Source organism: Pseudomonas sp. GW821-FHT07F01 (genome assembly GCF_059418825.1).
The window spans coordinates 193,274-216,241 of the sequence record NZ_JBWKQO010000008.1 but is presented as its reverse complement, the minus strand read 5'-3'; the positions used below and the strand labels follow the sequence as shown (position 1 = coordinate 216,241).

21 protein-coding genes are annotated in these 22,968 nt (G+C 64.5%); 7 read left to right on the top strand and 14 right to left on the bottom strand.

Features of this window, described 5'->3' with window-relative positions; all coding sequences use genetic code 11:
• Positions 1–67: 67 nt before the first annotated feature.
• The 4 genes from AC07R1_RS27970 to AC07R1_RS27955 all read right to left on the bottom strand — a co-directional run bounded on the left by AC07R1_RS27970 (position 68) and on the right by AC07R1_RS27955 (position 5,204).
• The gene (locus AC07R1_RS27970; RefSeq protein WP_011063600.1) at positions 68–685 is read right to left on the bottom strand and encodes a heme acquisition protein HasA; all 618 of its coding nucleotides are present in this window, start codon (positions 683–685) and stop codon (positions 68–70) included.
• A gap of 83 nt (positions 686–768) precedes the next feature.
• Complete coding sequence (locus tag AC07R1_RS27965; protein ID WP_495111153.1) at positions 769–3,474, bottom strand: TonB-dependent receptor; 2,706 nt, start codon at positions 3,472–3,474, stop codon at positions 769–771.
• A 131-nt stretch (positions 3,475–3,605) separates the two neighbouring features.
• Positions 3,606–4,619 carry a FecR family protein gene (locus tag AC07R1_RS27960; RefSeq protein ID WP_019093844.1) on the bottom strand — a complete coding sequence of 338 codons (1,014 nt, stop codon included), beginning with the start codon at positions 4,617–4,619 and terminating at the stop codon, positions 3,606–3,608.
• A 63-nt stretch (positions 4,620–4,682) separates the two neighbouring features.
• Positions 4,683–5,204 carry an RNA polymerase sigma factor gene (locus AC07R1_RS27955; protein WP_495111152.1) on the bottom strand — a complete coding sequence of 174 codons (522 nt, stop codon included), beginning with the start codon at positions 5,202–5,204 and terminating at the stop codon, positions 4,683–4,685.
• Positions 5,205–5,463: 259 nt separating this feature from the next.
• Between AC07R1_RS27955 and aroQ the strand changes: the two genes are divergently transcribed.
• Together aroQ and AC07R1_RS27945 are read left to right on the top strand one after the other, a co-directional pair.
• Complete coding sequence (aroQ, locus tag AC07R1_RS27950) at positions 5,464–5,913, top strand: type II 3-dehydroquinate dehydratase (RefSeq protein ID WP_011063604.1); 450 nt, start codon at positions 5,464–5,466, stop codon at positions 5,911–5,913.
• Entirely contained in the window at positions 5,910–6,764 is an 855-nt protein-coding gene (locus AC07R1_RS27945; protein ID WP_495111151.1) for a shikimate dehydrogenase, read from the top strand. Before aroQ ends, AC07R1_RS27945 begins: the two co-directional genes overlap by 4 nt.
• Positions 6,765–6,831: 67 nt before the next feature.
• On the opposite strand, the gene AC07R1_RS27940 is transcribed toward AC07R1_RS27945, so the two are convergent.
• From AC07R1_RS27940 to quiC, 3 genes are all read right to left on the bottom strand, one after another.
• Positions 6,832–7,056: a hypothetical protein gene (locus AC07R1_RS27940; RefSeq protein ID WP_015637127.1), complete on the bottom strand. Its 225-nt coding sequence runs from the start codon at positions 7,054–7,056 to the stop codon at positions 6,832–6,834.
• A gap of 114 nt (positions 7,057–7,170) precedes the next feature.
• The gene (locus AC07R1_RS27935) at positions 7,171–7,848 is read right to left on the bottom strand and encodes a TetR/AcrR family transcriptional regulator (RefSeq protein ID WP_011063606.1); all 678 of its coding nucleotides are present in this window, start codon (positions 7,846–7,848) and stop codon (positions 7,171–7,173) included.
• A gap of 102 nt (positions 7,849–7,950) precedes the next feature.
• On the bottom strand, positions 7,951–9,861 hold the full coding sequence (gene quiC, locus AC07R1_RS27930; protein ID WP_011063607.1) for a 3-dehydroshikimate dehydratase QuiC: 1,911 nt from the start codon (positions 9,859–9,861) through the stop codon (positions 7,951–7,953).
• Positions 9,862–10,398: 537 nt separating this feature from the next.
• Between quiC and AC07R1_RS27925 the strand changes: the two genes are divergently transcribed.
• Positions 10,399–11,733: an MFS transporter gene (locus AC07R1_RS27925; RefSeq protein ID WP_011063608.1), complete on the top strand. Its 1,335-nt coding sequence runs from the start codon at positions 10,399–10,401 to the stop codon at positions 11,731–11,733.
• 90 nt (positions 11,734–11,823) lie between these two features.
• Complete coding sequence (locus tag AC07R1_RS27920) at positions 11,824–13,446, top strand: methyl-accepting chemotaxis protein (RefSeq protein WP_248766428.1); 1,623 nt, start codon at positions 11,824–11,826, stop codon at positions 13,444–13,446.
• 6 nt (positions 13,447–13,452) lie between these two features.
• Here the strand turns inward: AC07R1_RS27920 and AC07R1_RS27915 are convergent, their stop codons facing one another.
• The 4 genes from AC07R1_RS27915 to AC07R1_RS27900 all read right to left on the bottom strand — a co-directional run bounded on the left by AC07R1_RS27915 (position 13,453) and on the right by AC07R1_RS27900 (position 17,320).
• Positions 13,453–14,331 (bottom strand): DMT family transporter, encoded by an 879-nt coding sequence (locus AC07R1_RS27915; protein ID WP_053154030.1) that lies wholly within the window; start codon positions 14,329–14,331, stop codon positions 13,453–13,455.
• A gap of 100 nt (positions 14,332–14,431) precedes the next feature.
• A complete protein-coding gene (locus AC07R1_RS27910) occupies positions 14,432–15,247 on the bottom strand; it encodes a sugar phosphate isomerase/epimerase family protein (protein WP_495111150.1) in 816 nt (271 codons plus the stop codon).
• A gap of 7 nt (positions 15,248–15,254) precedes the next feature.
• Entirely contained in the window at positions 15,255–16,307 is a 1,053-nt protein-coding gene (locus AC07R1_RS27905) for a Gfo/Idh/MocA family protein (RefSeq protein ID WP_019093838.1), read from the bottom strand.
• A 236-nt stretch (positions 16,308–16,543) separates the two neighbouring features.
• Positions 16,544–17,320: an IclR family transcriptional regulator gene (locus AC07R1_RS27900; protein ID WP_011063613.1), complete on the bottom strand. Its 777-nt coding sequence runs from the start codon at positions 17,318–17,320 to the stop codon at positions 16,544–16,546.
• Positions 17,321–17,640: 320 nt separating this feature from the next.
• Here AC07R1_RS27900 and AC07R1_RS27895 point away from each other — a divergent pair, with 320 nt between their 5' ends.
• Entirely contained in the window at positions 17,641–18,489 is an 849-nt protein-coding gene (locus AC07R1_RS27895) for an aldo/keto reductase (RefSeq protein ID WP_065363636.1), read from the top strand.
• Between the two features lie 80 nt (positions 18,490–18,569).
• Here the strand turns inward: AC07R1_RS27895 and pcaG are convergent, their stop codons facing one another.
• From pcaG to pcaQ, 3 genes are all read right to left on the bottom strand, one after another.
• On the bottom strand, positions 18,570–19,175 hold the full coding sequence (pcaG, locus tag AC07R1_RS27890) for a protocatechuate 3,4-dioxygenase subunit alpha (protein ID WP_015637137.1): 606 nt from the start codon (positions 19,173–19,175) through the stop codon (positions 18,570–18,572).
• 10 nt (positions 19,176–19,185) lie between these two features.
• Positions 19,186–19,905, bottom strand: a complete 720-nt coding sequence (gene pcaH, locus AC07R1_RS27885; protein ID WP_011063616.1) for a protocatechuate 3,4-dioxygenase subunit beta — start codon at positions 19,903–19,905, stop codon at positions 19,186–19,188.
• 103 nt (positions 19,906–20,008) lie between these two features.
• Positions 20,009–20,938 carry a pca operon transcription factor PcaQ gene (pcaQ, locus tag AC07R1_RS27880; protein ID WP_220223318.1) on the bottom strand — a complete coding sequence of 310 codons (930 nt, stop codon included), beginning with the start codon at positions 20,936–20,938 and terminating at the stop codon, positions 20,009–20,011.
• 139 nt (positions 20,939–21,077) lie between these two features.
• On the opposite strand from pcaQ, the gene ypfJ reads away from it, so the two are divergent.
• Both ypfJ and AC07R1_RS27870 read left to right on the top strand, forming a co-directional pair.
• The gene (gene ypfJ, locus AC07R1_RS27875; RefSeq protein WP_011063618.1) at positions 21,078–21,974 is read left to right on the top strand and encodes a KPN_02809 family neutral zinc metallopeptidase; all 897 of its coding nucleotides are present in this window, start codon (positions 21,078–21,080) and stop codon (positions 21,972–21,974) included.
• Positions 21,975–22,946 (top strand): alpha/beta hydrolase, encoded by a 972-nt coding sequence (locus tag AC07R1_RS27870; protein WP_401334661.1) that lies wholly within the window; start codon positions 21,975–21,977, stop codon positions 22,944–22,946. It abuts the gene before it with no gap.
• Positions 22,947–22,968: the final 22 nt, after the last annotated feature.

Here is a 22,968-nt window from a genome sequence, read left to right as displayed (position 1 = left end):
GAGGTGAGTCAAGCCAGCGAATGGAGGAGCGATCCTGCATTCGCTTTTTTATGCCTCAGGCCTGCACTCAGGCGGCCAGCGCCCAGTCCTGGGCCACGTCCTGCACACCCACCAGGCCAACATCGGCAGCGGCTGCAGCAGCCGGGTTGACGTGAGCAACGCCAGCAGCGGCCAGGTCGTCGAAGGTGGAGTTCACCGACAGGCTTGGGTCGATCGCCTTGAGCAGGGCATCGATCTCGCCGGCCAGCGCCGAGCTGTCGCCACTCATCAGGCCGTAGACCACCTTGTGCACTTCGCCTGCACGGCCTTCTTCCTTCAGGCTGTTGAGGCCCAGGTTGGTGAAGCTGACTTCCTGGCTGACCAAGTTGTAGTTGCTGCCCGAACCACCGGCGAGGGTGTCGCCCAGGGAGATAGTGTCCACCGAGCCCCAGAGGGTGTGGCTTGGGTTGCTGAACAGGGTGTAGTGCAGGTTGCCGTCGGCGACGAAGGCCGCATCACTGGCGGTGCTCTTGATGGCGTACTGGGTGCCGTCGAACGGGCCCGGGTTGAAGCCACCGGTGTTGGTGCCGTCGACCACTTCGCCTGGGCGGTGGTTGACGTCGCCGAAGTAGGCCGACCAGTCAGTCAGGTATTGCGCAACAGTATTACCGCCGTAGGTAGCGCTGTAAGAGATCGAAATGCTCATGCAAAACTCCAATACATTAGGGGGGTCATGTCCGCAGCACGCCACTGCCTGCTGCGGTTTTGCCCATCAATGGGCAAAAGCGGTCAGAACTGATACTCCACGGTGCCCTGCAAGGTCCGGCCACGGCCGAGGGTGAAGGCCAGCACATCGCCGAGGGGCACCAGGTAGGCGCGGTCGGTGACGTTTTCCATGGCCAGGCGCAGGGTCAGTTCTTCAGTGGCCCGGTAGCTGCCATACAGGTCGTAGACGGTGTAGGGCTTCCAGTCGGCCGGGTAGACGCCGGTCTGGCTCACGGTGCCGGTGGCGGAGCCGGCGATCGAATAGCCGGCGCTGTAGCGGGCCCGGGCGCCGATATCCAGCTTGCGGTCGAAAAAGCGTGCGCCCAGGGTCAGGGTGCCGCGGTCCATGGGCATGTGTTCGGCCGAACCGAGGATCGCCGCATTGCAGCGGCTGGCGTTGTTGGCCGCATCATCGGGACGCATGCCGGTGACGATCGCGCCACGCCCGCTGCCATTCTTCACCGGCTGGGTCACGCCCCCCAGCCAGGCGATTTTCGTGCAGAAATCGTTGTCGCCGATCATGCGGGTGTAGTTCAGCTGGCCGTAGGCGCGGCCGGCGTCATAGTCCAGCTGGTACTCCACGCCCTTGAAGCGGGTGCTGCTGAGGTCGTTGACATAGGCACTGTTGCCGATGCCGGGCGAGCCGTAGCCAGGGGGCTGCACACCCATGGCCATGTAGATGAAGTCATCGACCCGGGTATCGAAGTACGCCACCTTGATCCCCAGGCGGTCATCGTTGAACCAGAGGTTTTCCTTGAAGACGTTGACCCCCGCTTCCCAGGTGCTGGAACGCTCCGGCTTGAGGAAGGGGTTGGGGAAGGTGCTCTCCGAGCCGCCGCCGTGGGGCCGGCCGGTGATCATGGTTTCGGTCACCGCCGGTGGCCGCCAGCCCTTGCCATAGCTGGCGAACAACTGCAGCCATTCGACGCCCGGCTTGACCGACAGGCCGAAGGTCGGCGAGAAGCGCCCTTCCTCGTTGTCGATGTCATAGGCCACCGGCACCGAAATCTGCTGGGGCGTCTTGCCGATCACGAAGGTGCGGGTGTTGATTCCGGTCTCGCCCCGCAGGCGGTAGCGGTCGTAGCGCAAACCGGCGTTGAGGTTCAGCCAGCCGTCGTAGTCGAAATCCAGGCGGGTGAACAGGCTGCCCAGGGCACGATCGCCCTCGGGGGTCATGCTGGCCGCGGGCGAAGCGCTGACCGCCGATCCTTTGGGCACCGGCTGGCTGGAGTCGGGGCGGACCTTGTCATAGAAGAATTCCAGGCCGTAGTTGGCCTTCAGCGTGGCCAGCTCGCCGAGCGCGAAGGTCGAGGTGTTCTGCGCCTGAGCGCCATAGGTGTCGGTCTGGTAGGTGATCGAGTAGCCGGGGCTGCTGCGCCGGGTCAGGGTGCTCTGGTCGTTGCTGTTGTCGACGTAGTAGAGCTTGGCCTTGAAGTCGATCAGCGGGTTGTCCGGCGTGTAGCTGTAGTCGAGGCCGAAGTTCTGCGAGCGCACATCGCTGCTGCCGAGCTTTTCCCAGAGCTGTTGCTTGTTCTCGACGTTCATCATGTTGGCGTCGTCGTAGGACACCTGGGTGGTCAGGTAGCTCAGTTGCAGGCGCTGGTCCTGGGGCAGGTTGAGCCCCAGCTTGGCCAGGCGCGAACGCATCACGGAAGCGGAATAGGCCACCTTGGAGTTCTTCACCCGGTCATTGATCGACGGGTCCATCCAACTGCCGGTACGCAGCTCGCCAATGCCGCCCCTGGTCCCCGGGTTGTAGTCCCCCAGGTGCCGTTCACTGGCGGCCAGCAGCATGTCCCAGACCTCGGTGCCGATGGCGAAGGCGGTGCTGCCGATGAAATGGGTGCCGTTGCTGCGGCCACCCAGGCCGCTGGTCACGCGGATCCGGCCACCGATTTCCTGGCCGGGCTTGAGCAGGTCACGGGCTTCGACGGTGCGAAAATTGGCGACCCCGCCAATCACCCCGGCGCCGCCCATGGTCGAAGTGGCGCCCTTCTCCACCACCACCTCGGAGAGCAGCTCGGGGTCGACGTAGAGGGTGCCGTTGCGCTGCTGGTGGCCGCTCTGCTGGTAGTTCTGGCGCATGCCGTCCACCGACATGTTGACCCGGCCATAGTCCTGGAGGCCGCGGATATTCACGGACAGGCCCGGGTCCTGCTGGCTGACTGCCGAATACACACCGGAGGTTTCCTCCAGCATGTCGGCCGCGTGCCGGGGCGGGTTGCGATCGAGCTGCTCGCGGCCGACCACGCTCACCGAACGTGGCGTGTTATACACCCAGTCGCTCTGGCGGCCTTCGAGGTTGCCGGAGATGGTGGTGGGCGCCAGGGCCAGGGCGCCGTCACGACCGGTTTCCACACGGTTCAGAGTCACTTGGCGCTCGCCGGTGAAGCGGTACTGCACCGGCGCATTGCCCAGCAACCGCGCCAGGCCCTCCTCGGCGCTGTAGCGGCCCTTGAGCGGCGAGCTGTGCAAGCCATGCAGGCGCAGGCTGTCGAACAGCACCTGCACTCCGGCCTGCTCGGCAAACACCAGCACCGCACTGCCGAGGGCCTGGGCGGGGATATCGAAATCCATCTCGCGTTGCTGCTGGGCGCTCTGTGGGGCTGCACCCACAGGCTCTGCCGCGTGCAGCAAACCGCCTCCTGCCAACAGCCCTGCGACGCCCAAGTGAATGGCCAGGGCCAAACGACTTGCTGCGTGAATTCCAGTGCGACTGCCTACCCTCATGTCCCTTGTTCCTGCGCTGGCTATTTTTGTTTATGCGAATGCATCTCAATTAGCTAGACGTGCCAGGCAGGAAAACTCAGTAAGGTTTTTTTGAATTATTTTGCACAAGGGTGGAAAAAGGCCCGCAGGCCTCAGTAAATCAGGCTGACGCCGGCCAGGTCGAAACGCTGCACCTGCAGTTCCTGGGTCAGGGTAACCAGGGCTGCATCGAGCATGTCCAGGCGGAAGACACCGCTGACCTGACGCTGGGCCAGGGCACTGTTGGTCAGCACCACCCGCCCGGGCCGATAGCGATTGAGGCGCTCCACCACCAGGCCCAGGGGCTGGCGGTCGAACACCAGGACGCCGCGCCGCCAACTGGTGGCCCGCTGCAGGTCGAGCCCATCAAGCGCCACCACCCCCGACTGCGGGTCATAGCGCACGCTCTGCCCCTCTTGCAGCACCCGCTCGGAGGCCCCGCGTTGCGCCGGGGCATCCAGGCTCACCGCGACACTGTGCTGCAACACGCCGACCCAGGCTTGTTGAGCACTCTCGCGCCCGACCACGAAACGGGTGCCCAGGGCGCGGGTCTGGCCGCCGGCACTCTGCACGATAAAAGGTCTTTTTTCCTCGCCGGCCATGGGCGCCACGTCAAACACCGCGGAGCCGGCCAGCAATTGAACCTGGCGCTTGTCGCCGCTGTAGTCCAGGCGAATGGCGCTGCCCGAATCCAGCTCCACCTGGCTGCCATCGGCCAGTTGTACGGTGCGCACCTCGCCCTTGCCGGTAAGGTAGTCAGCCTGCAGGTACAGCAGCGCCTGCGGCCCTTGCAGCCAGCCCAGGGCCACCGCCAGTACCAGCATCGCCACGCTGGCGGCCCGCACCAGCCGGCGTCGACGGCGCGGGCGCAGTATTGTCGCCGCAGGCCGCGCCGCCTGGCGCCGTGGTGGGGCAGTGGCCGCCAGTTCGGGGTCCAGGCGCAACTCGCCCAGGGCCTCCCAGGTATGCCGGGCAAACACCAGAGCCTGGGGATGACGCGGGTCGGCGGCCTGCCATTGGGCAAGCTGCGCCTGCTCGGTGGCGCTCAGGCCTCCCGCGTGCAAACGCACCGCCCAGTCGGCGGCGGCCTCGGTGATACTGCGCTCTTGCGGACCCTGGCTATTCACGTGTGAATCTCGATTTCTCGTTATATATAAGCAGTGACGTCTGACCCCGACTTTTACCGTAACTCACTCGTCGACCGGCCGACCGTCGGTAGCCTGCAAACGCTGCATCACATAGGCCAGCGCCCGGGACAGGTGCTTTTGCACCGAGCTGTCGGAAATTTTCAGGTGCCGGGCCACCTCGGCGTGGGTCATGCCTTCGATACGGTTGAGGCGAAAGATTTCCTGGGTCCGCGGGGGCAGTTCCATGATCGCCTGTTTCAGTGCCTTGCGCTGTTGCTGCGCCATCGCCTGAGCCTCCAGCCCGGCCGCCTCATCCTCGATGTCGGCCAGCACTTCATGGGGCACGGTCTCGGTCTTGCGCCGCGCCTCCTGACGTACATGGTCGATCAGCAGATTGTTCGCCGTGCGGTAGAGATAGCCCTGGGAGTTGTCGATACGCTCGCCGCGCGTGTGCTCGGCCAGCCGCAGGAAACTCTCCTGCACCAGATCAGCGGCCAACTGCGGGTCCCGTATCTTGCGCGCCAGGTACCCACGCAAGGCAGCGGCATGCTTGAGAAACAGTCCCTTGAGATCCACGTCCGACAAACCGACTCCCTGGAACATGAAGGAAATTGCCGGGCATCTTACGGTCAGTCGAGAATGATTTTCAATTGATATAAGCACTCATTGGCGGCAGCCTTGCACCTGCGAGCCCTACGCTGCCGTTCGATTACCGAACACTTAATCCGCCCGCCCCCCGTTGCGCATCTACCGCCAATTGACCAAATTAACCAGTTAGTACAATTTACCTTTCAACGCCTCGTACGCTCTCCCGAGGCCGACAATAACAACGGAGATTTACCCCATGCGTCCTATCGTTCTGGTGCTCAACGGCCCGAACCTGAACCTGCTCGGCACCCGCGAGCCGGCCACTTACGGCCACGAAACCCTGGCTGACATTTCCGCCCTGTGCGGCCGCGCCGCCGAGGAGTTCGGCCTCGCCGTGGAGTTTCGCCAGACCAACCACGAAGGCGAGTTGCTCGACTGGATCCACGGGGCGCGTGGTCGCTGCGCCGGCATCCTGATCAACCCGGCCGCCTGGACCCACACCTCGGTGGCAATCCGTGACGCCCTGGTGGCCAGCGAGCTGCCGGTGATCGAAGTGCACCTGTCCAACGTCCACGCGCGCGAACCGTTTCGCCATCACTCCTTCGTTTCAGCCATCGCACAGGCGGTGATGTGCGGCTTTGGCAGCCATGGCTATCGCCTGGCGCTGGAACACTTCAGCCAGCGGTTCAAGGAGCAAGGCGCATGAGCCGGCAAGCCAGCGTTCTGGCCGGGCTGATTGGCGCCGGCATCCAGGCCTCCCGCACCCCGGCCCTGCACGAACAAGAGGGCGATGCCCAGCATTTGCGCTACCTGTACCGCTTGATCGACCTGGATCAACTGGGCCTGGACAGCAGCGCCCTGCCTGAACTGTTGCGCGCCGCCGAGCAGATGAGCTTCACCGGCCTGAACATCACCTTTCCCTGCAAGCAGAGCATCCTGCCGCTGCTCGACGAACTGTCCCCGGAAGCCCGGGGCATCGGTGCGGTGAACACCGTGGTGCTCAAGAATGGCAAACGAGTCGGCCACAACACCGACTGCCTGGGTTTTGCCGAGGGCTTTCGCCGCGGCCTGCCGGACGTGGCAAGGCGCCAGGTGGTGCAGATGGGCGCCGGCGGTGCCGGGGCCGCAGTGGCTCACGCCCTGCTGAGTGAAGGCGTGGAGCAACTGAACATTTTTGACGTGGAGCCGCAGCGGGCGCAAAGCCTGGCGGACAACCTCAACCAGCATTTCGGCAGCGCCCGGGCCCGGGCAGGCGGTGATCTGTCGAGTGCCCTGCACAGCGCCGACGGGCTGGTGAACACCACGCCCATGGGCATGGCCAAGCTGCCGGGCATGCCGGTGCCGGTGGAACTGCTGCGAGCGCAGCTGTGGGTTGCCGAGATCGTCTACTTTCCCCTGGAAACCGAACTGCTGCGCAACGCCCGGGCCCTGGGTTGCAGGACCCTGGACGGCGGCACCATGGCGGTGTTCCAGGCGGTCAAGGCGTTCGAGCTGTTCAGCGGCCAACGCGCGGACCCGCAGCGCATGCTGGCGCACTTTCACAGCATGAACAGCTGAGACAGGGCTCGGTAGCAGCTGCGGCCTTCAGGGCGCTGGCGAGCCTGCGGCAGCGGCTACAGCCTGCTTAGTCGGATTTGAGCTGCAGGCGCGAGAGCAAGCCGATCAGCAGCACATTGAAGAGAATCATCAGCAGGCTGCCGAGGATGCCCACCAGGCTGATCACCGACGACGGCAACCAGTCGAACATGCTGAACCCGGTGAGGGACAGCAGGCGCTCGCCGAACCAGAACGTGTCGACCACGATCATCAGGATCAGGATTATTTTCAGGGTTGGAACGGGGTTGCCCATGGTGCCTTCCTTGTCGTGGTGCAGGTTGCAGAAGCCTTGGTGGCGATGGCGATCTTACGGGCGCTTTCGCTGGCAAGCCAGCGCCTGCCAAGCCAGCGCCTACAAAGAGTGGGATCAGGCCTGCAGGTAGCGCAGCACCGACTCGCAGATCATCTCCCGGTGGCGTTGCTTGATGCCTTCATCCGGCAGGTCGATCTGGAAGATCTCGCCAAAGGTGTGGCGGTTCGAGACCCGGTAGAAACAGAACGAGCTGATCAGCAAATGCACATCCAGCGGATCCAGGCCGCCGCGGAACACGCCTTCGCGCGCGCCGCGCTCGAGGATCTCGCCCAGGGCATGGAGAATGGTGTTGTTCATGGCCTTGATCACGCCGGACTGCTTCACGTACTCGGCCTTGTGGATGTTCTCGATGCTGACGATACGCACGAAATCGACGTTGCGGTCGTGGTGATCGAAGGTGAACTCCACCAGCCGGCGAATCGCTTCCTGCGGCGCCAGCTCTGCCAGGTGCAGGCGGCTCTCGGTGCTGCGGATATCGCCGTAGAGCTTCTCCAGCACCTCGACGTACAGCTGCTCCTTGCTGCCGAAGTAGTAATAGATCATGCGCTTGGAGGTATGGATGCGTTCGGCGATCGCATCCACTCGCGCGCCGGACAAGCCCTGCTGGACGAACTCGACAATGGCTTCTTGAAGGATGTTCTCGCGGGTCTTTTCCGGGTTGTTCTTGCGACTCTTGCGCGGTTCGAGAGCAGGCTCATCGGGCGCAATCGAGCGTTCACTGGTCATTGTCATTCTGGGCTCACGGCCATCACTGCACACGCGGGCGATTATGGGCCGCGTCACCCTGCGAAAGAAAGCGCGACGGCGGCCGTTACCGCCGTCGTTAACAATCTTCTACAACTTGGCCTGGCGCACGGCACCGCTGCGTGATTTGGCCATGGCCGCCAGGCGCACCGCGACGTTGGCCGCACCGTAGCCGGCATAGCCGTTCTTGCGCTGGATGATCTCGAAGAAGAAGCGCCCTTCGAAGGGCTCGGTGTAGACGTGAAACAGCTCGCCGCCCTGGGCATCGCGGTCGTAGAGGACGTTGTAGTAGGCCAGTTCGCTGAGAAATTCGTCGTCGAAATCAAAGCGTGCCGCCAGGTCGTCGTAGTAGTTGAGCGGGATGTCCAGCAGCGGCACGCCAGCCTCCTTGGCCCGGCTGACTTCGGCAAAGATGTCGTCGCAATCGAAAGCGATGTGGTGCACCCCGGAACCGCGATAGCTGGACAAAGCATGGGAGATCGCAGTATTGCGGTTTTCCGAGATGTTCAGCGGCAGGCGGATCGAGCTGCAACGGCTGCGCAGGGCGCGGCTTTTCACCAGGCCGTAGGGGTCGGGCAGCACCACTTCGTCGTCGGCCTCGAAGTCAAGCAGGCTCTTGTAGAACAGCACCCAGCTGTCCAGGCTGTCCGCCGGCAGGGCCATGGCCATGTGGTCGATGCGCTTGAGGCCGCCCTTGGCCACCACGCCGCTGTGCATATTGAAATCGGTGTCGTACAGGTGCTGGCCGCCCTGCTGCTGATCCACCAGGTAGATCAGGCTGCCATCGGGCTCGCGCACCGCCGCCAGCTCCAGCTCATTGGGGCCCACCAGGCCGCGATAGGGCTGGCCCTTGTAGGCCACCGCCCGCTCCAGGGCCTTGGCGCTGTCCTTGACCCGGATTGCCGTGGCACACACCGAAGGGCCGTGGGCCTCGAAGAAACTGTGGGCGAAGGAATAGGGCTCGGAGTTGAGGATCAGGTTGATATCCCCTTGGCGCATCAGGCTGACGCTCTTGGAGCGATGCTGCCCGGCCCTGGCGAACCCCAGGCGCTCCAGCCAGCCGCCGAGCTTGGCGCCCAGGGCCTCGTCCACGGCGAACTCGAGAAACTCGGTGCCGCCATAGGCCTGCACCGCAGGCGGCGCGAACAGGGTGTCGATGTTCGCCACCGGCTGGCCTTCCTGCAGCAGGCGCTCGCGGGTCTTCTCTTCCAGGTACAGCAGCGAGCGCAAGCCATCGGCGGCGTTGGCCCGCGGCGGCGCGGCGCGAAAGCCGTCGTTGAAGATCTCCAGGGACAGCGGCCCGGTGTAGCCGCTCTTGATGATCGGCGCCAGAAAGCCCGGCAGGTCGAATTCGCCCTGACCGGGGAAGCAGCGGAAATGCCGGCTCCACTCCAGCACATCCATGGCCAGGATCGGCGCATCGGCCATCTGCACGAAGAAGATCTTGTCCCCCGGAATCTCGGCAATCGCCGCCGGGTCGCCCTTGAGCGACAGGGTGTGGAAGCTGTCCAGCAACACCCCGAGGCTTGGGTGATCGGCGCTGCGCACGATGTCCCAGACCTGTTGATAAGTATTCACGTGACGGCCCCAGGCCAGGGCTTCGTAGCCGATGCGCAGGCCCCGGGCACCGGCCCGCTCGGCCAGCAGGTGCAGGTCGTCGATGAGGATCTGCCGGTCCCCCAGGCTGTCCGCCGAGGCGTTGCTGCACACCAGCACCAGGTCGGTGCCCAATTCCTGCATCAGGTCGAACTTGCGCTCGGCGCGCTCCAGGTTGCGCGGCAGGCGGTCGCGACGGCAGCCCTCGAAATCCCGGAATGGCTGGAACAGGGTGATGGCAATGCCCAGGTCGGCGCACATCTGCTTGATTTCCCGAGGGCTGCCGTCGTAGTAGAGCAGGTCGTTCTCGAAGATCTCCACGCCGTCGAACCCGGCTGCGGCGATGGCTTCGAGTTTTTCCGGCAGGGTACCGCTCAGGGACACGGTGGCAATGGAACGCTGCATGATTCGACTCCCGGGTAAGGACGGCCAGTCGGGCACAGGGGGACCGCGGCTTTTTATTGGATGTTGCGGATTATTCCACAGGCCTTGTTAAAGTGTACGAACCAGTTAGTTTTGTGTTCGATTATCGAACAAAATACAGATTGGCGAATTGACGATTTTTCAGCCACTGCGCACCATCGATAGCACGTTGAGCCGGCCCCAAACCCCCGGCTTCAATCACCCAGACCCAGAACACACCATAAAAATTTCAAAAATCGGGTACACCCTCATGCTTGCACTCAACGCCCTTCACTGCTGCACATCCCTTTGGCTGATACCGCCAACGGCCTCAACCGGCACCCTGGAATACGCCGCGCTACAGCCCTGAGCTGCAGCCGACCCGATCGCGTTCGCCTGCCCGGCATCTGCCGCAACGACGCGCCGCCCCAGCCGATCAACCCGCAGGTTCCCGGGCTGCCATGCCCCCGCCGACGGTTGATCACGCGCCCTTGAGTTCCGACGAGCCCCGGCTCGCCAGTCACTGAACGGATGGCCCACATGACTCCTTCCCAAAGCTCTCGCATCGCCCCGAGCCTCAGCGTTGCCGGCGGCATCGGCGACAAGATCCGCGGCGCCATGGCGGTCGGCAAGACCCGCTGGGGCATGCTCGCCCTGGTGTTCTTCGCCACCACCCTGAACTACATAGATCGCGCCGCACTGGGCGTGATGCAGCCGATCCTGGCCAAGGAAATGAACTGGACGGCGATGGACTACGCCAACATCAACTTCTGGTTCCAGGTCGGCTACGCCGTGGGCTTCGTGCTCCAGGGCCGCCTGATCGACCGGGTTGGGGTGAAGCGGGTGTTCTTCTTCGCCGTGCTGTTGTGGAGCCTGGCCACCGGCGCCCACGGCCTGGCCACTTCGGCGGCGGGCTTCATGGTCTGCCGGTTCATTCTCGGGCTCACCGAAGCCGCCAACTACCCGGCCTGCGTGAAGACCACGCGGCTGTGGTTCCCGGCCGGCGAACGGGCCGTGGCCACCGGGATCTTCAACGCCGGGACCAACGTCGGCGCAATGTTCACGCCCATGCTGCTGCCGCTGATCCTCCACGCCTGGGGCTGGCAGGCGGCGTTCCTGTGCATGGCCGCGCTGGGTGGCATCTGGCTGCTGTTCTGGGGCCTGAAGTACTTCAACCCTGAAGATCATCCAAGCGTCAAAGCCTCCGAGCTGGCCTACATCCAGCAACAGGTGGAGCCGGAAGAAACCCGCGTGCCCTTCAGCCGCATCCTGCGCATGCGCGGCACCTGGGCCTTCGCCCTGGCCTATGCGATGACAGCGCCGGTGTTCTGGTTCTACCTGTACTGGCTGCCGCCGTTCCTCAACCAGCAGTACAACCTGGGCATCAACGTGACCCAGATGGGCATCCCGCTGATCATCATCTACCTGACCGCCGACTTCGGCAGCGTCGGCGGCGGCATCCTCTCCTCGTTCCTGATCGGGCGCGGCATGAACCCGATCAAGGCGCGGCTGCTGTCGATGTTCCTGTTCGCCTGCTGCATCATCGGCGTGATCATGGCCGCCGGCACCGCCAACCTGTGGCTGGCCGTGTTCGCCATCTCCCTGGGGATCGGCGCGCACCAGGCCTGGACCGCCAACATCTGGAGCCTGGTGATGGACTACACGCCCAAGCACATGATGAGCACGGTGTTCGGCTTCGGCGGCATGTGCGCGGCCATCGGCGGCATGTTCATGACCCAGATCGTCGGCCACATCCTGACCGTGACCAACAACAACTACACCCTGCTGTTCACCCTGATCCCGGCGATGTACTTCATTGCCCTGACCTGGATGTACTTCATGGCCCCGCGCAAGATTCCCCGCGTAGAAGACTGATGCTCCTTTCACGCAGGCCCACTCCGGGCCTGCGTTTTTTTATCTGCTCGCCCTCCCCCCTTTTGTTTTTCCAGACTCGGAGATCGTCCCATGACGCTCGGTAACCTGAGCATCGCCCAACGCGCCGTGATCAGCTTCGGCGTGATTGCCCTGCTGGTCCTGCTGCAGGGGCTGTTCGCCCTCAAGCAAGTGGCCGAAGTCCGCGCCACCGGCCAACACACCGAAAACATTTCCCTGCCCAGCACCCGCTACCTGGGAGAAGTGCGCGACTACGTGTTGAGCATCCGCGTGCTGAGCCTGCGCATGGCCCTCAACCGTGAACCGCAAGTGCTGGAAAGCACCATTGCCCGCCTGCATCAGGTACAAGCCTGGCTCGACCAGGCCCTGGCCAGGTTCGCGCCGCTGGTGGGCGATCACAATCGGGTGCCATACGAAGCATTCCTCGCCACGGTCAAGAGCTACCAACAGGCCCTGGCCCAGTACGAAGCCCTGTCCCGGGACAATCGCAGCAGCGAGATGACAGCGCTGCTCAACGGCAAGATCCAGGATTACTCGACCCAGACCGGCGATCAGTTCGCCGAGCTGATGAACCTGACTGCCGAGGAAGTCAGCCAGTCGGCCCAGCATGCAGACGCGCTTTACACCCAAGTAAAAATCACGGTGATCGGCGCCCTGATCGCCGTCGCCCTGCTGACCCTGTGCCTGGCCTGGCTGTTGATTCGCAGCATCGTCGTGCCCATCCGCCAGGCTGTGGACGTGGCCGAGCAAGTGGCCGCCGGCGATCTCGGCCGCCCCATCCACTGCGAGGGCAGCGATGAAACCGCGCGCCTGCTCAAGGCCCTGGCCAGGATGCAGGCCAGCCTGCGTGAAACCCTGCAACTGATCAGCAGCACCTCGACCCAACTGGCCGCCGCCGCGCAACAGATGAGCCAGAGCACCCATCAGGACTCCAGCCGGCTGCAGCAGCAACACAACGAAATCGAGCAAGCAGCCACGGCCGTCAACGAGATGACCGCGGCCGTCGAGGAAGTGGCACGCAACGCAGTGTCCACCTCCGATACCACCCGCCAGTCCACCGCCCAGGCCACCCAGGGGCAAACCCGGGTGACCCAGACCCTGGACGCGATCCAGGCCATGAGCAGCGATGTCGGCATCGCCCTGCAGCAAGTGCAGACCCTGGCCGAGCAGTCACGGGAAATCGGCAAGGTGCTGGACGTGATCCGCGCCATTGCCGAACAGACCAACCTGCTGGCCCTGAACGCCGCCATCGAGGCCGCGCGGGCTGGGGAAGCCGGCCGTGGTTTTGCCGTAGTGGCAGACGAAGTGCGGGCCCTGGCCCATCGCACCCAGCAGTCGACCCAGGAAATCGAACAGATGATCGGCCGGGTCCAGGGCGACACCGACAGCGTGGTGCAGTCCATGCACGGCAACAGTCAGCGGGTGGCCCAGACCCTGTCCATCGCCGAGCAGGCCGGGCTGGCCTTGGGGGAGATCACCCGGGCCATGGAACAGATCCACGAGCGCAACCTGGTGATCGCCAGTGCCTCGGAAGAACAGGCCCAGGTGGCCCGTGAAGTGGACCGCAACCTGCTGAACATCCGCGACCTGTCCCTGGAAAGCGCCGACGCCGCCACCCGCACCAACGCCACCAGCCAGGAGCTGTCGCACTTGGCGGCCGGCCTGCAGAACCTGGTGGTGCGCTTGCGTTTCTGAATCGTCTCAGCGGCGGCGTTGCTGCCAAGCCGCCGCCAGCCCGCTGAGGCAGATCACGATGATGCCCACCTGGGTGATCAACGACGGCGCGTGGCCGAACAGCAACCAGCCCAGCAACCCGGCAAAGACAATCTGGCAATAGCCGAAGGGCGCCAGCAGCGCCGGCGCCGCATGACGAAAGGCCTGGGTCAGGAACAGGTGGGCACTCATGCCGCAGGCGCCCAGCGCCAGCATCAGCAAGCCATGGAGGAACCCGGGGGTCTGCCAGAAGAACGGCACCAGCGCCGTCATCACCAGGGTGTTGCACAGCCCGGCAAAGAAGTTGCTGGTGGTGGGGCTGTCATGCTCGGCCAGCTTGCGTGTGAGCAGTTGATAGAAACAGAAGAACAGCGCCGAACAGAACGGCAGCAACACCGCCGGCGTGAACAGCTCGCCGCCCGGATGCACGATGATCAGCACCCCGACGAAACCGCAGATTACCGCCAGCCACTGGCCCCGGGTCACCTGCTCGCCAAGCAAAGGCACCGACAACGCGGTGACCAGCACCGGGGCGAGAAAGTTGACCGCCGTGGCTTCGGCCAGGGGAATGAACAGCAGCGCCGAGGTGAACAACAGGCTGGTGCTCAGCAAACACAGAGCCCGCAGCAGTTGCAGCAGCGGTCGCTTGCTACGTAGTACCCGCAGGCCGGATTGCGGCAGGAAGATCCCGGCCATCAGCAGGGTGTGGATCAGGTAACGGGCCCAGACCACCATGATCACCGGAAAGAATCCCGAGAGGTATTTGGACAGGGCATCGTGGCTGGCGAACAGAAAGGTCGCCAGAACGATCAGCACAATGCCCTTGAAAGGGTGGTTGGTCCCGGAAAGGGGCGTGCTGCGGGTCATGGGCTTTCCTTGGGGCAAGTGTAGAAACGGCTTCGCCGGCCAGCCGGCCCCTACCGGATGTTGGCAGGAGCCGGCAGGCCGGCGAAAGGCCTGCGCGGCTTCAAATCCGAGCCAGCAACTCCCGGGTTCTGCCCAGGGCCATCTGTGCTCGCTGCAAGGCACTCACGCCCTGCTCCAGCAATTGCACCGTAGGAATCTCCAGGCTCAGGGGCAGGTTTTCCGGCAGGCACTTGACCAACCCCGCCAGATCGCAATCGCCCTCCCCCGGAAAACGCCGCTCGTTACGGGCCTGGCGCAAGATTTCCTGCATATCGTCCGGCCGCGGCCCGGCCACGTCGCACAACTGGGCATACCGCAACCGCGCCGGAGCCACCTTGGCCAGGTCCTCCAGGCGCGATCCCGAGCGGTCGAAGTGAAAGGCATCCACCAGCACGCAGCCGTTGCTGCGAGCGGCGTTCTCCACCACGCGCACGGCTTGCTCCAGGTTGCGCGCATCGGTCCAGGGCATGAACTCCAGATGGGGGTGCAAGCCATACTGCGCCGCCAGATCACACAAGGCGGCAAAGTTGTCGGTCATGCGGGTTTCATCCGGATCATTGCCCGCCACCAGCAACTCGCTGGCGGCAAACTCGGCGCCCACTGCCAGCACGCCCTCGAAGTCCTTGATCCGGGTCTGCGGCTTGAGCCGCAGGATTTCCACATCCAGCACCCGCACCCCGGTATCACGCAACCGGGCCAGGGTCTGGCGGCGTAGATCGGCATCCGCCACCAAGGGAAAATGGTGCTCTTGCGGCGTCGCCGGCACCAGCCGCAGGCCAACGTGGCTGTAGCCGGCCTGGGCCGCCACCTCGACCATCTGCGGCGGGGAAAGCTCCAGCACGGTCAGGCTGGCCAGGGAGAAAATCCGCTCACTCATGCGTTCTTCACTCAATCAGGGTTGGGGTGCAGGCACGGCCGGTGGCGGCGGCCTCTCGAATCGCTTCAATCAGCGCCAGGGTGCGCGCGGCATCGGCGGCACTGACCAGAGGCTCGACTTCGCCCCGGGCCACTTGGACAAAGTGCTGCAACTGCAGGCGCAGGGCTTCGCCCGGGTCAAAGGCCTCCTGCTCCATCAGCAGAGGCTCATGCCAGCCGGCCCCGGCTTCGGCGTAGTGCCAGCGCTTGAGTTGGGGAATGCTCAAGGCGCCTGCGGTCCCGGCCAGCAAGTAACAGGGCTGGTCCGGCTGGCGCGGGTACACCGGGTTTTCCCCGGAATCCAGCTCCCAGCTCCAGGGCGCGGCCGCGGCGTCGGAACCGGTCAGGCTGCCCAGGGCGCCGTTGTCGAATTGCAGCAGCACCGCTGCGCAATCCTCGTTGGCGTAGCCGCGCACGCTGTTGCTGGTGATGGCCTGGACCTGGCGCACCTCGCCGCACAGGTGGCGCAGCAGGTCCAGGTCGTGGATCAGGTTGGTCAGCAACATGCCGGCCCCGGCCTCGCGGCGCCAGGGAATGTCGAAATAGTGCTCGGGCTTCTGCAATTGCCAGAGTGCGGTGACGTTGGTCAGGCGCCCCAGGGCGCCGCTGCGCAGCAGTTCATGGGCGCGGGCGATCAATGGGTTGTGCCGTCGATGATGCCCCACCAGCACCGGGACCCCAGTAGTCCGCGTGGCCGCTACCAATTCGCGCACTTCATCCAGATGCACGCCCACCGGTTTTTCCAGCAGCACCGGCACGCCTGCGGCGAGGCAATCCAGGGCGGTGCTGACATGGAGGTTGTTAGGGTTGGCAACGATCACCGCATCCGGGCGGACTTCCCGGAGCAGGGTCTGGTGATCGGCAAAGTGCGGCACCTGCCATTGTGCGGCGACAGCCGCCGCCTGGGGTCCGGGATCGGCCACCGCGCAGAGGCAGGCCTCGGCCAGAGTCTTGAGGTGCTGATAGTGCTGCTGCCCCATATTGCCGACGCCGATCAGGGCGATGCGCAGTGGCGTGCTCAATGGAAGATCCTCTTGTGATTGTTATAGGGACACTGAATTTCAAATATTTAGAACTCAGTTCCACTTTCACACAAGAGGGATAAAAAATACCGTCCGATTATCGAACAGCTTTGTGCCGAGTCGAGGTCTACGTAGCCGCTGCCGCAGGCTGCGAACGGCTGTGATACAGACGCGGCGGTATCAAGGCCACCACCGGCCCAGCGGCAGATCGCCAAGCAAGGCCCCGCGGCGTTATCTCAATTGAACAACTCGGACGCCTGGCTGGCGGCCGACAGTTCCTCGGCAAACTGCAACAGCAGTGGCGCCAGTTCGTGCAGCCGCGCCAGAGGCAGGCGTGCGCTGGGCCCGGCAACGCTGAGCACGCCCACGACCCGGCCATCAATGGGATGACGCACCACCGCGGCGATCGCCGAGGTGCCCACGGCGGAGCTTTCTTCGACCCAGGCATAGCCCTGCTCCCGGGCCAGGCGCAGGCGCTCCAGCAGTTCGATGTTCGAGCGCGGAGCGTTGGGCCCCAGGTCCGTCGGGGGCTCGGCCGCCTGGCGCTCCACCAGGGACAGGGCCTCGGCATCACTCAGGGTGGCCAGCCAGGCATGCCCGGAGGCGGTATAGAACAACGGTGCCTCACGGCCCATGTCCGGGTCGTAGCGCAAGCCGGAACGGGCGCCCTGGGACTTGGCGATCCAGGTCTGGCGCTCGCCTTCGATCACGCCCAGGCGCACCAGCTCGCCGGATTCGACCGCCAGGCGGTCCAGTACTGGCTGAACGATATCGGCGCCGCTGGCGGACAGGTAGCGAAAGCCCATGGCTACCAGCCGCGTGGACAGCTGGTAGCGCAGGTTGTCCGGGTTCTGCCGCACATAACCCAGGCGGATCAGTTCCGCCAGCAAGCGGTGGGTGGCGCTTTTGGGAATCTCCAGCTGCTCGGCCAGGGTCTGCAACGGCAGCCCACGGGGATCAGCGGTAAGACGTTCGAGAACACTGAAGACGCGTTCGATTTGACTGCCAGCCATGGTCGGGTCCCGACAAAATTTGGCCGATTCTAGAGACAAGCGGCCGGTTGGGGAACCGGGCGGCGGTGTTCGATTACCGCCCGGAATCGGCGCCGATCGAGTCTTGTACCCGGCACGGCGCCTTGTGGCAGGGTAGCCGAGCTCGTATATTTTTTGGAACCCGCTTCCATAAAACGCAAAATAACGGCTTGCCCGCCGCATCGATTTTCCGGGCATTTTCCGCCCGCCAATGCTGTCCAAACTTCAGCAACACCCCCGCAGCCCGGATCGTCACTCGCCCCTCAACCGGCTGTGCTCTTTTATCCACAGGGAGATTGCCCATGCCTCATACCCTTGACTGCCCCGTCCTCACCCACAGCGGCCTGCACATGCCCAAGCTCGGCCTGGGCACCTGGCCAATGCTCGACCAGGAATGCACCCGCGCCGTGGAACAGGCACTGGAACTGGGTTACCGGCATATCGACACCGCCCAGGCCTACAACAACGAAGAAGCGGTGGGCCAGGCCCTGGCCAACACTCCTGTGCCCCGGGAGCAGATCCACGTCACCACCAAGGTCTGGTGGGACCAGTTGCAACCCACCGCCATGCGCCACTCACTGGAGCGCAGCCTGAAAGCCCTGCAAACCGACTACATCGACCTGTTCCACATTCACTGGCCCACCAGCGACTGGGAACTGGAACGCAGCATCGAAACCCTGGTGTCGTTCAAGGAGCAGGGGCTGGTGAAACACATTGGCGTGGCCAACTTTCCCCTGGCCCTGCTGCGCCGAGTGATCGAAGGGCTGGGCGCTCCGCTGTCGGCGATCCAGGTGGAGTACCACGTGCTGCTGGGCCAGAGCGGCCTTCTGGACTACGCCCGCGAGCGCGACATGGTGTTGACCGCCTATACCCCGCTGGCGCGCAACAAGGTCTCAGAGGTGGCCGAAATCCAGCAGATCGCCGCCAAGCACGGCGTGCTGCCGACCCAGGTGGCCCTCAAGTGGCTGCTCGACCAGGACAATGTGGCAGCCATCCCCAAGGCCAGCAGCCGGGCCAACCAACTGGCCAACCTGGAGTCCCTGAAGATCCACCTGGACGATGCAGACCGGGCGCTGATCGCCGCCCTGCCCAAGGACCAGCGTCAGGTCAGCCCGGATTTCGCTCCGGTGTGGGACCACTTCGACCACTGAAACGAAGCGCCCCCTGACACCGCAGCGTGGCGTCAGGGGGCGGATTCTCGAGCGCTGGCCATCCCTGGCTTGGCGATGCTTCAGAAATCGAAGAACACTGTCTCGCCTTCACCCTGGATGCGGATATCGAAACGGTAGGCACGCTGGCCATTGACCTCACAGGGATGGGCCAGCAGGGTTTCCCGGCGCTGGGGCTGTTCGATCAGGTTCAGCACCGGGCACTGGGCATTGGCTTCCGGCTCATCGGCAAAGTACAGCCGGGTGTGCAGGTGGATATTGATCCCCCGGGCAAACAGCGACAGGTTGATGTGCGGCGCCATGGGCACGCCGGCGGCGTTGTTCACCACCCCGGGCTTGACCGTGTTGAGTGTCCATTCCCCGGCATCGAAGGTGGTGGCGGTGCGACCGAAGCAGTTGAACGGTTTCTCCGTATCGAACACCGGGTCGTAGACCCCGGCGTGGTCGGCCTGCCAGAACTCCAGGAATGAATCGCGCACCAGGTGGCCATTGCCATCGTAGACGTGGCCGATCAGCAGGATCCGCTCACCCGGCGCATCGGCCTTGGCCATCTGGTTCCAGATTTCCTCGGGGCGCGGCGGGTTTCCCGCGGCCGCCAGGGCCAGGCCGATATGCACATAGGGGCCGGCCGTTTGCGAGGGGGTTTCAGGCAGCAGTTGAACAGGCATGTCAGGCTCCTCAGCAGTTCTCGAAGTGGGTCTTGCGCTGGCCGCGCAGCACGATGTCGAAGCGGTAGGCCAGGCAATCCATGGGGTTGGCGCCGCCCATGTCCAGGCGCGCGATCAGGCTCTGTACCGCGTCCGGGTTGGCGATGGATTTGACGATCGGGCACAGCGGGATCAGCGGGTCGCCTTCGAAATACAGCTGGGTGATCAGGCGCGTGGCGATCGACGGGCCACTGATGGAGAAATGGATATGCGCCGGGCGCCAGTCATTGGGGCCGTTGCGCCACGGGTAGGGGCCGGGCTTGATGGTGCGGAAACTGTAGTAGCCATCACGGTCGGTGAGGGCCCGGCCGACGCCACCGAAGTTCGGGTCCAGGGGCGCCAGGTAGCGGTCGTTCTTGTGCCGGTAGCGGCCGCCGGCGTTGGCTTGCCACATTTCCACCAGGGTATGGGGAATGGGTTTGCCGTACTGATCGCAGACCCGCCCGGAAACGATGATCCGCTCGCCCACGGGCAAGCCACCGTTGTTGAAGTTGAGCAGCAGGTCGTTGTCGAAACGCCCGGTGCGCAGGTGGGAAAAGTCCGGGCCTGTGGTTTCACTGACCGATTGTGGAATGCTCACCAGCGCCTGGCGCGGGGAGCGAGTGACGGAGGTCTTGTAGTCGGGGGTCAGGGCCTTGGGGTGCCAATTACGGTCGCGAATCACGAAGCGACTGCTGTCTGCATCAGACATGTCGATCTCCTGTTGTTTGATTTATGGAGCGCAGCCGGCGCAGTTTCAAACAAACCAGGAGCGGGGAAAATTGAAATGCCGCCCTCAATCAATAACCAAATGGTTATGGATAACTGCCCTCGCGATAGGCCAGCCCCACTTCCCGGAGCACCTCCACCACCCATTGCGCCGCCAGGGACAAGGGCAGGCTGGCATTGCTGGAAATCCCCACCGAGCCACCGGGTTCGCGCAGGCCCAGGTCCAGCTCCCGCAGTTCACCATTGGCCAGGTCCAGGCGCACGGCATCCAGCGGCGCGATCCACAGCGCATCGCTGGACAAGGTGTAGCGTCGGCTCAGGGCCACCGAGAGGGTTTCCAGACGCTGCTGCGACGGGGCAATGCCGCACTGGATGAACAGGCTGTCGGCGTGCTTGCGAATGCTGGTGCCGGCCAGGGGCAGCACCAGGGGATAGGCGCTCACCGCGTCGCGGTCCAGAGGGCCGGTTGCCAGTGGATGCTGCGGACGGGCCACCAGGGTCATGGATTCGCTGTACAGATGCTCGAAGCTCAGGCCGTGGATCTCCGGGCTCTCGGTCATGCGCCCCACCACCAGGTCCAGGTCGCCGACCCGCAATTGCGACAGCAGGTAAGCACTGGGGCCAGTCAGCACACTCACGGTCAGCGCCGAATGGCGCTGATGCAGGCGCCGCATCACCTCCGGCAGCAGCAGGCTTTCCACCGTGGAAAGCACACCGATGCGCACCAGCCCGGCGGCGTACTCACCGCCGCGCAGGCTGCTGACACCTTCCCGCAGGGCCTGCACCGAAGGCCCGGCATAACGCAGGAAGGCCCGCCCGGCCTCGGTCAGGCTGAGGCCGGCCTTGCTCCTGGCAAACAGCCGGGTCTCCAGCAACGCTTCCAGTTCCTTGAGGGTTTTCGACATCGCCGGCTGGCTCACCGCCAGGACATCGGCCGCCCGGGCCAGGCTGCCCTGGCGGGCCATTTCAAGAAAACACACCAAGTGACGGAATTTGATGCGGGTATCGATGTTCAATAGGGAGCCCCGAATGCGCCTGGACCGGATCGATCCGTAACCGGGCCATGGTAGCGTGCAGAAAAATCCCTGACGACCGGACTGGCGCCGGTTCGAGCCACCAGCAACACTGACCAGCAGAAAAAACGAGGACACCCCCATGCTTTGGAAAAAAGGCCGGCGCAGCGACAACGTCGTGGACGCGCGAGATGACAGCAGCGCCGGCGGTGGCGGTGGCATGCGGTTCGGTGGAGGCAAGGGCTTGAGCCTGACGGCGATCGTACTGATCGTCGGCATCGGCTGGGCCACCGGCCAGGATCCGCTGCAGATCCTCGGGCAACTGCTGGGCCAGCAGAGCGGGCAGACTTCAGCGCCGGCCACCACCCAGGCACGCAAGGCACCACCGGCCAATGACGAACAGGCAGAGTTTGTCCGCGCCATCCTCGGTGACACCGAAGACACCTGGGGCCAGATCTTCCAGCAAGCCGGCCGCCAGTATCAGCCGCCCAAGCTGATCCTGTTCCGGGGCCGGGTCAATTCCGCCTGTGGCGCGGCCACTTCCGCCAGCGGGCCCTTCTACTGCCCCGCCGACCGCCAGGTGTACCTGGACATGGACTTCTTCCGGGAGATGGCCCAGCGCTTTTCCGCCGCCGGCGACTTCGCCCAGGCCTACGTGATTGCCCATGAGGTCGGGCACCACGTGCAGACCCTGCTCGGGGTCTCGGCAAAAATCCAGGCCGCGCGCCAGCAAGGCCAGCAGATGCAAGGCGATGGCGGCCTGCTGGTACGCCAGGAGCTGCAGGCCGACTGCTTTGCCGGGGTCTGGGCCTATCACGCACAGAAGCGCCTGAACTGGCTGGAACCCGGGGATGTGGAAGAAGCCCTCAACGCCGCCAATGCCATCGGTGACGACCGCCTGCAGCAGCAAGGCCAGGGCCGAGTGGTGCCGGACTCCTTCACCCACGGCACCTCGGCGCAGCGAGTGCGCTGGTTCAAGACCGGCTTCAGCCAGGGCCAGGTCAGCCAGTGCGATACCTTCAGCGCCAGGAGCCTGTAGATGCGCCGCTTGCTGGTCCTGCTGCTGTGCCTGGGTGGCTGCGGCGCCCAGGCGGCGGAACAGGGGGTCAAGGTCATCAGCCCGCAACGCCTGCCCCTGGAGGGCGGGCAACTGGCGCTGGGCCTGAGCCAGGATTGGCGCCAGCCGCTGCCGGGCGTAGAGCGGGCCCTGATCATCGTTCACGGCCGGCTGCGCAACGCCCAGACGTATCTGCACAGTGGGCAAAGCGCTGCCGGGCAGGCCGGGCAAAGCACAACAACCCTGGTGATCGCCCCGCAGTTTCTCAACCAGAGCGACATCGCCCGCCATCAATTGCCAGACGCGCTACTGCGCTGGAAGGGCAATGGCTGGATGGCCGGCGAACCTTCAGTGGGCCCGCAGGCCGTCAGCTCCTATGCGGTGCTCGATGCCATCCTCCAGCGCCTGGAAGACCGCAAACGTTTTCCAGCACTCAAGGAAGTGGTGATCGCCGGTCACTCCGGCGGCGCCCAGGTGGTGCAGCGCTATGCGCTGAGCACCGGCAGCCACCCGGAGCTGGAAAAGGCCGGGATCGGCCTGCGCTACGTGATCGCCAATCCGTCGTCCTACGCCTACTTCGACGCATGGCGCCCGGTGGCATTCGAACCGGCCAGTTGCCCGGGCTTCAACGACTGGAAGTACGGCCTGAACCGGCTACCGGCCTATGCCGGCGGCCATTCCCCGGCGCAGCTTGAACAGGGCTACGTGACGCGCGACATCACCTACCTGCTGGGCCAGCAGGACACCGATCCCAACCATCCCGCCCTGGACAAGAGCTGCGCCGCCGAGACCCAGGGCGCGTACCGGTTGATTCGCGGGCACAACTACTTCGACTACCTGGTGCGGCGTCATCCGCAAGGCTTGCTGCAACGGCTGGTGGAGGTGCCCGGGGTCGGGCATGACGGTGACCGGATGTTCACCTCGCCCGAGGGGCAGGCGGCAGTGTTCAAGTAAAGAAAGGCGCTGCCTGGAATGA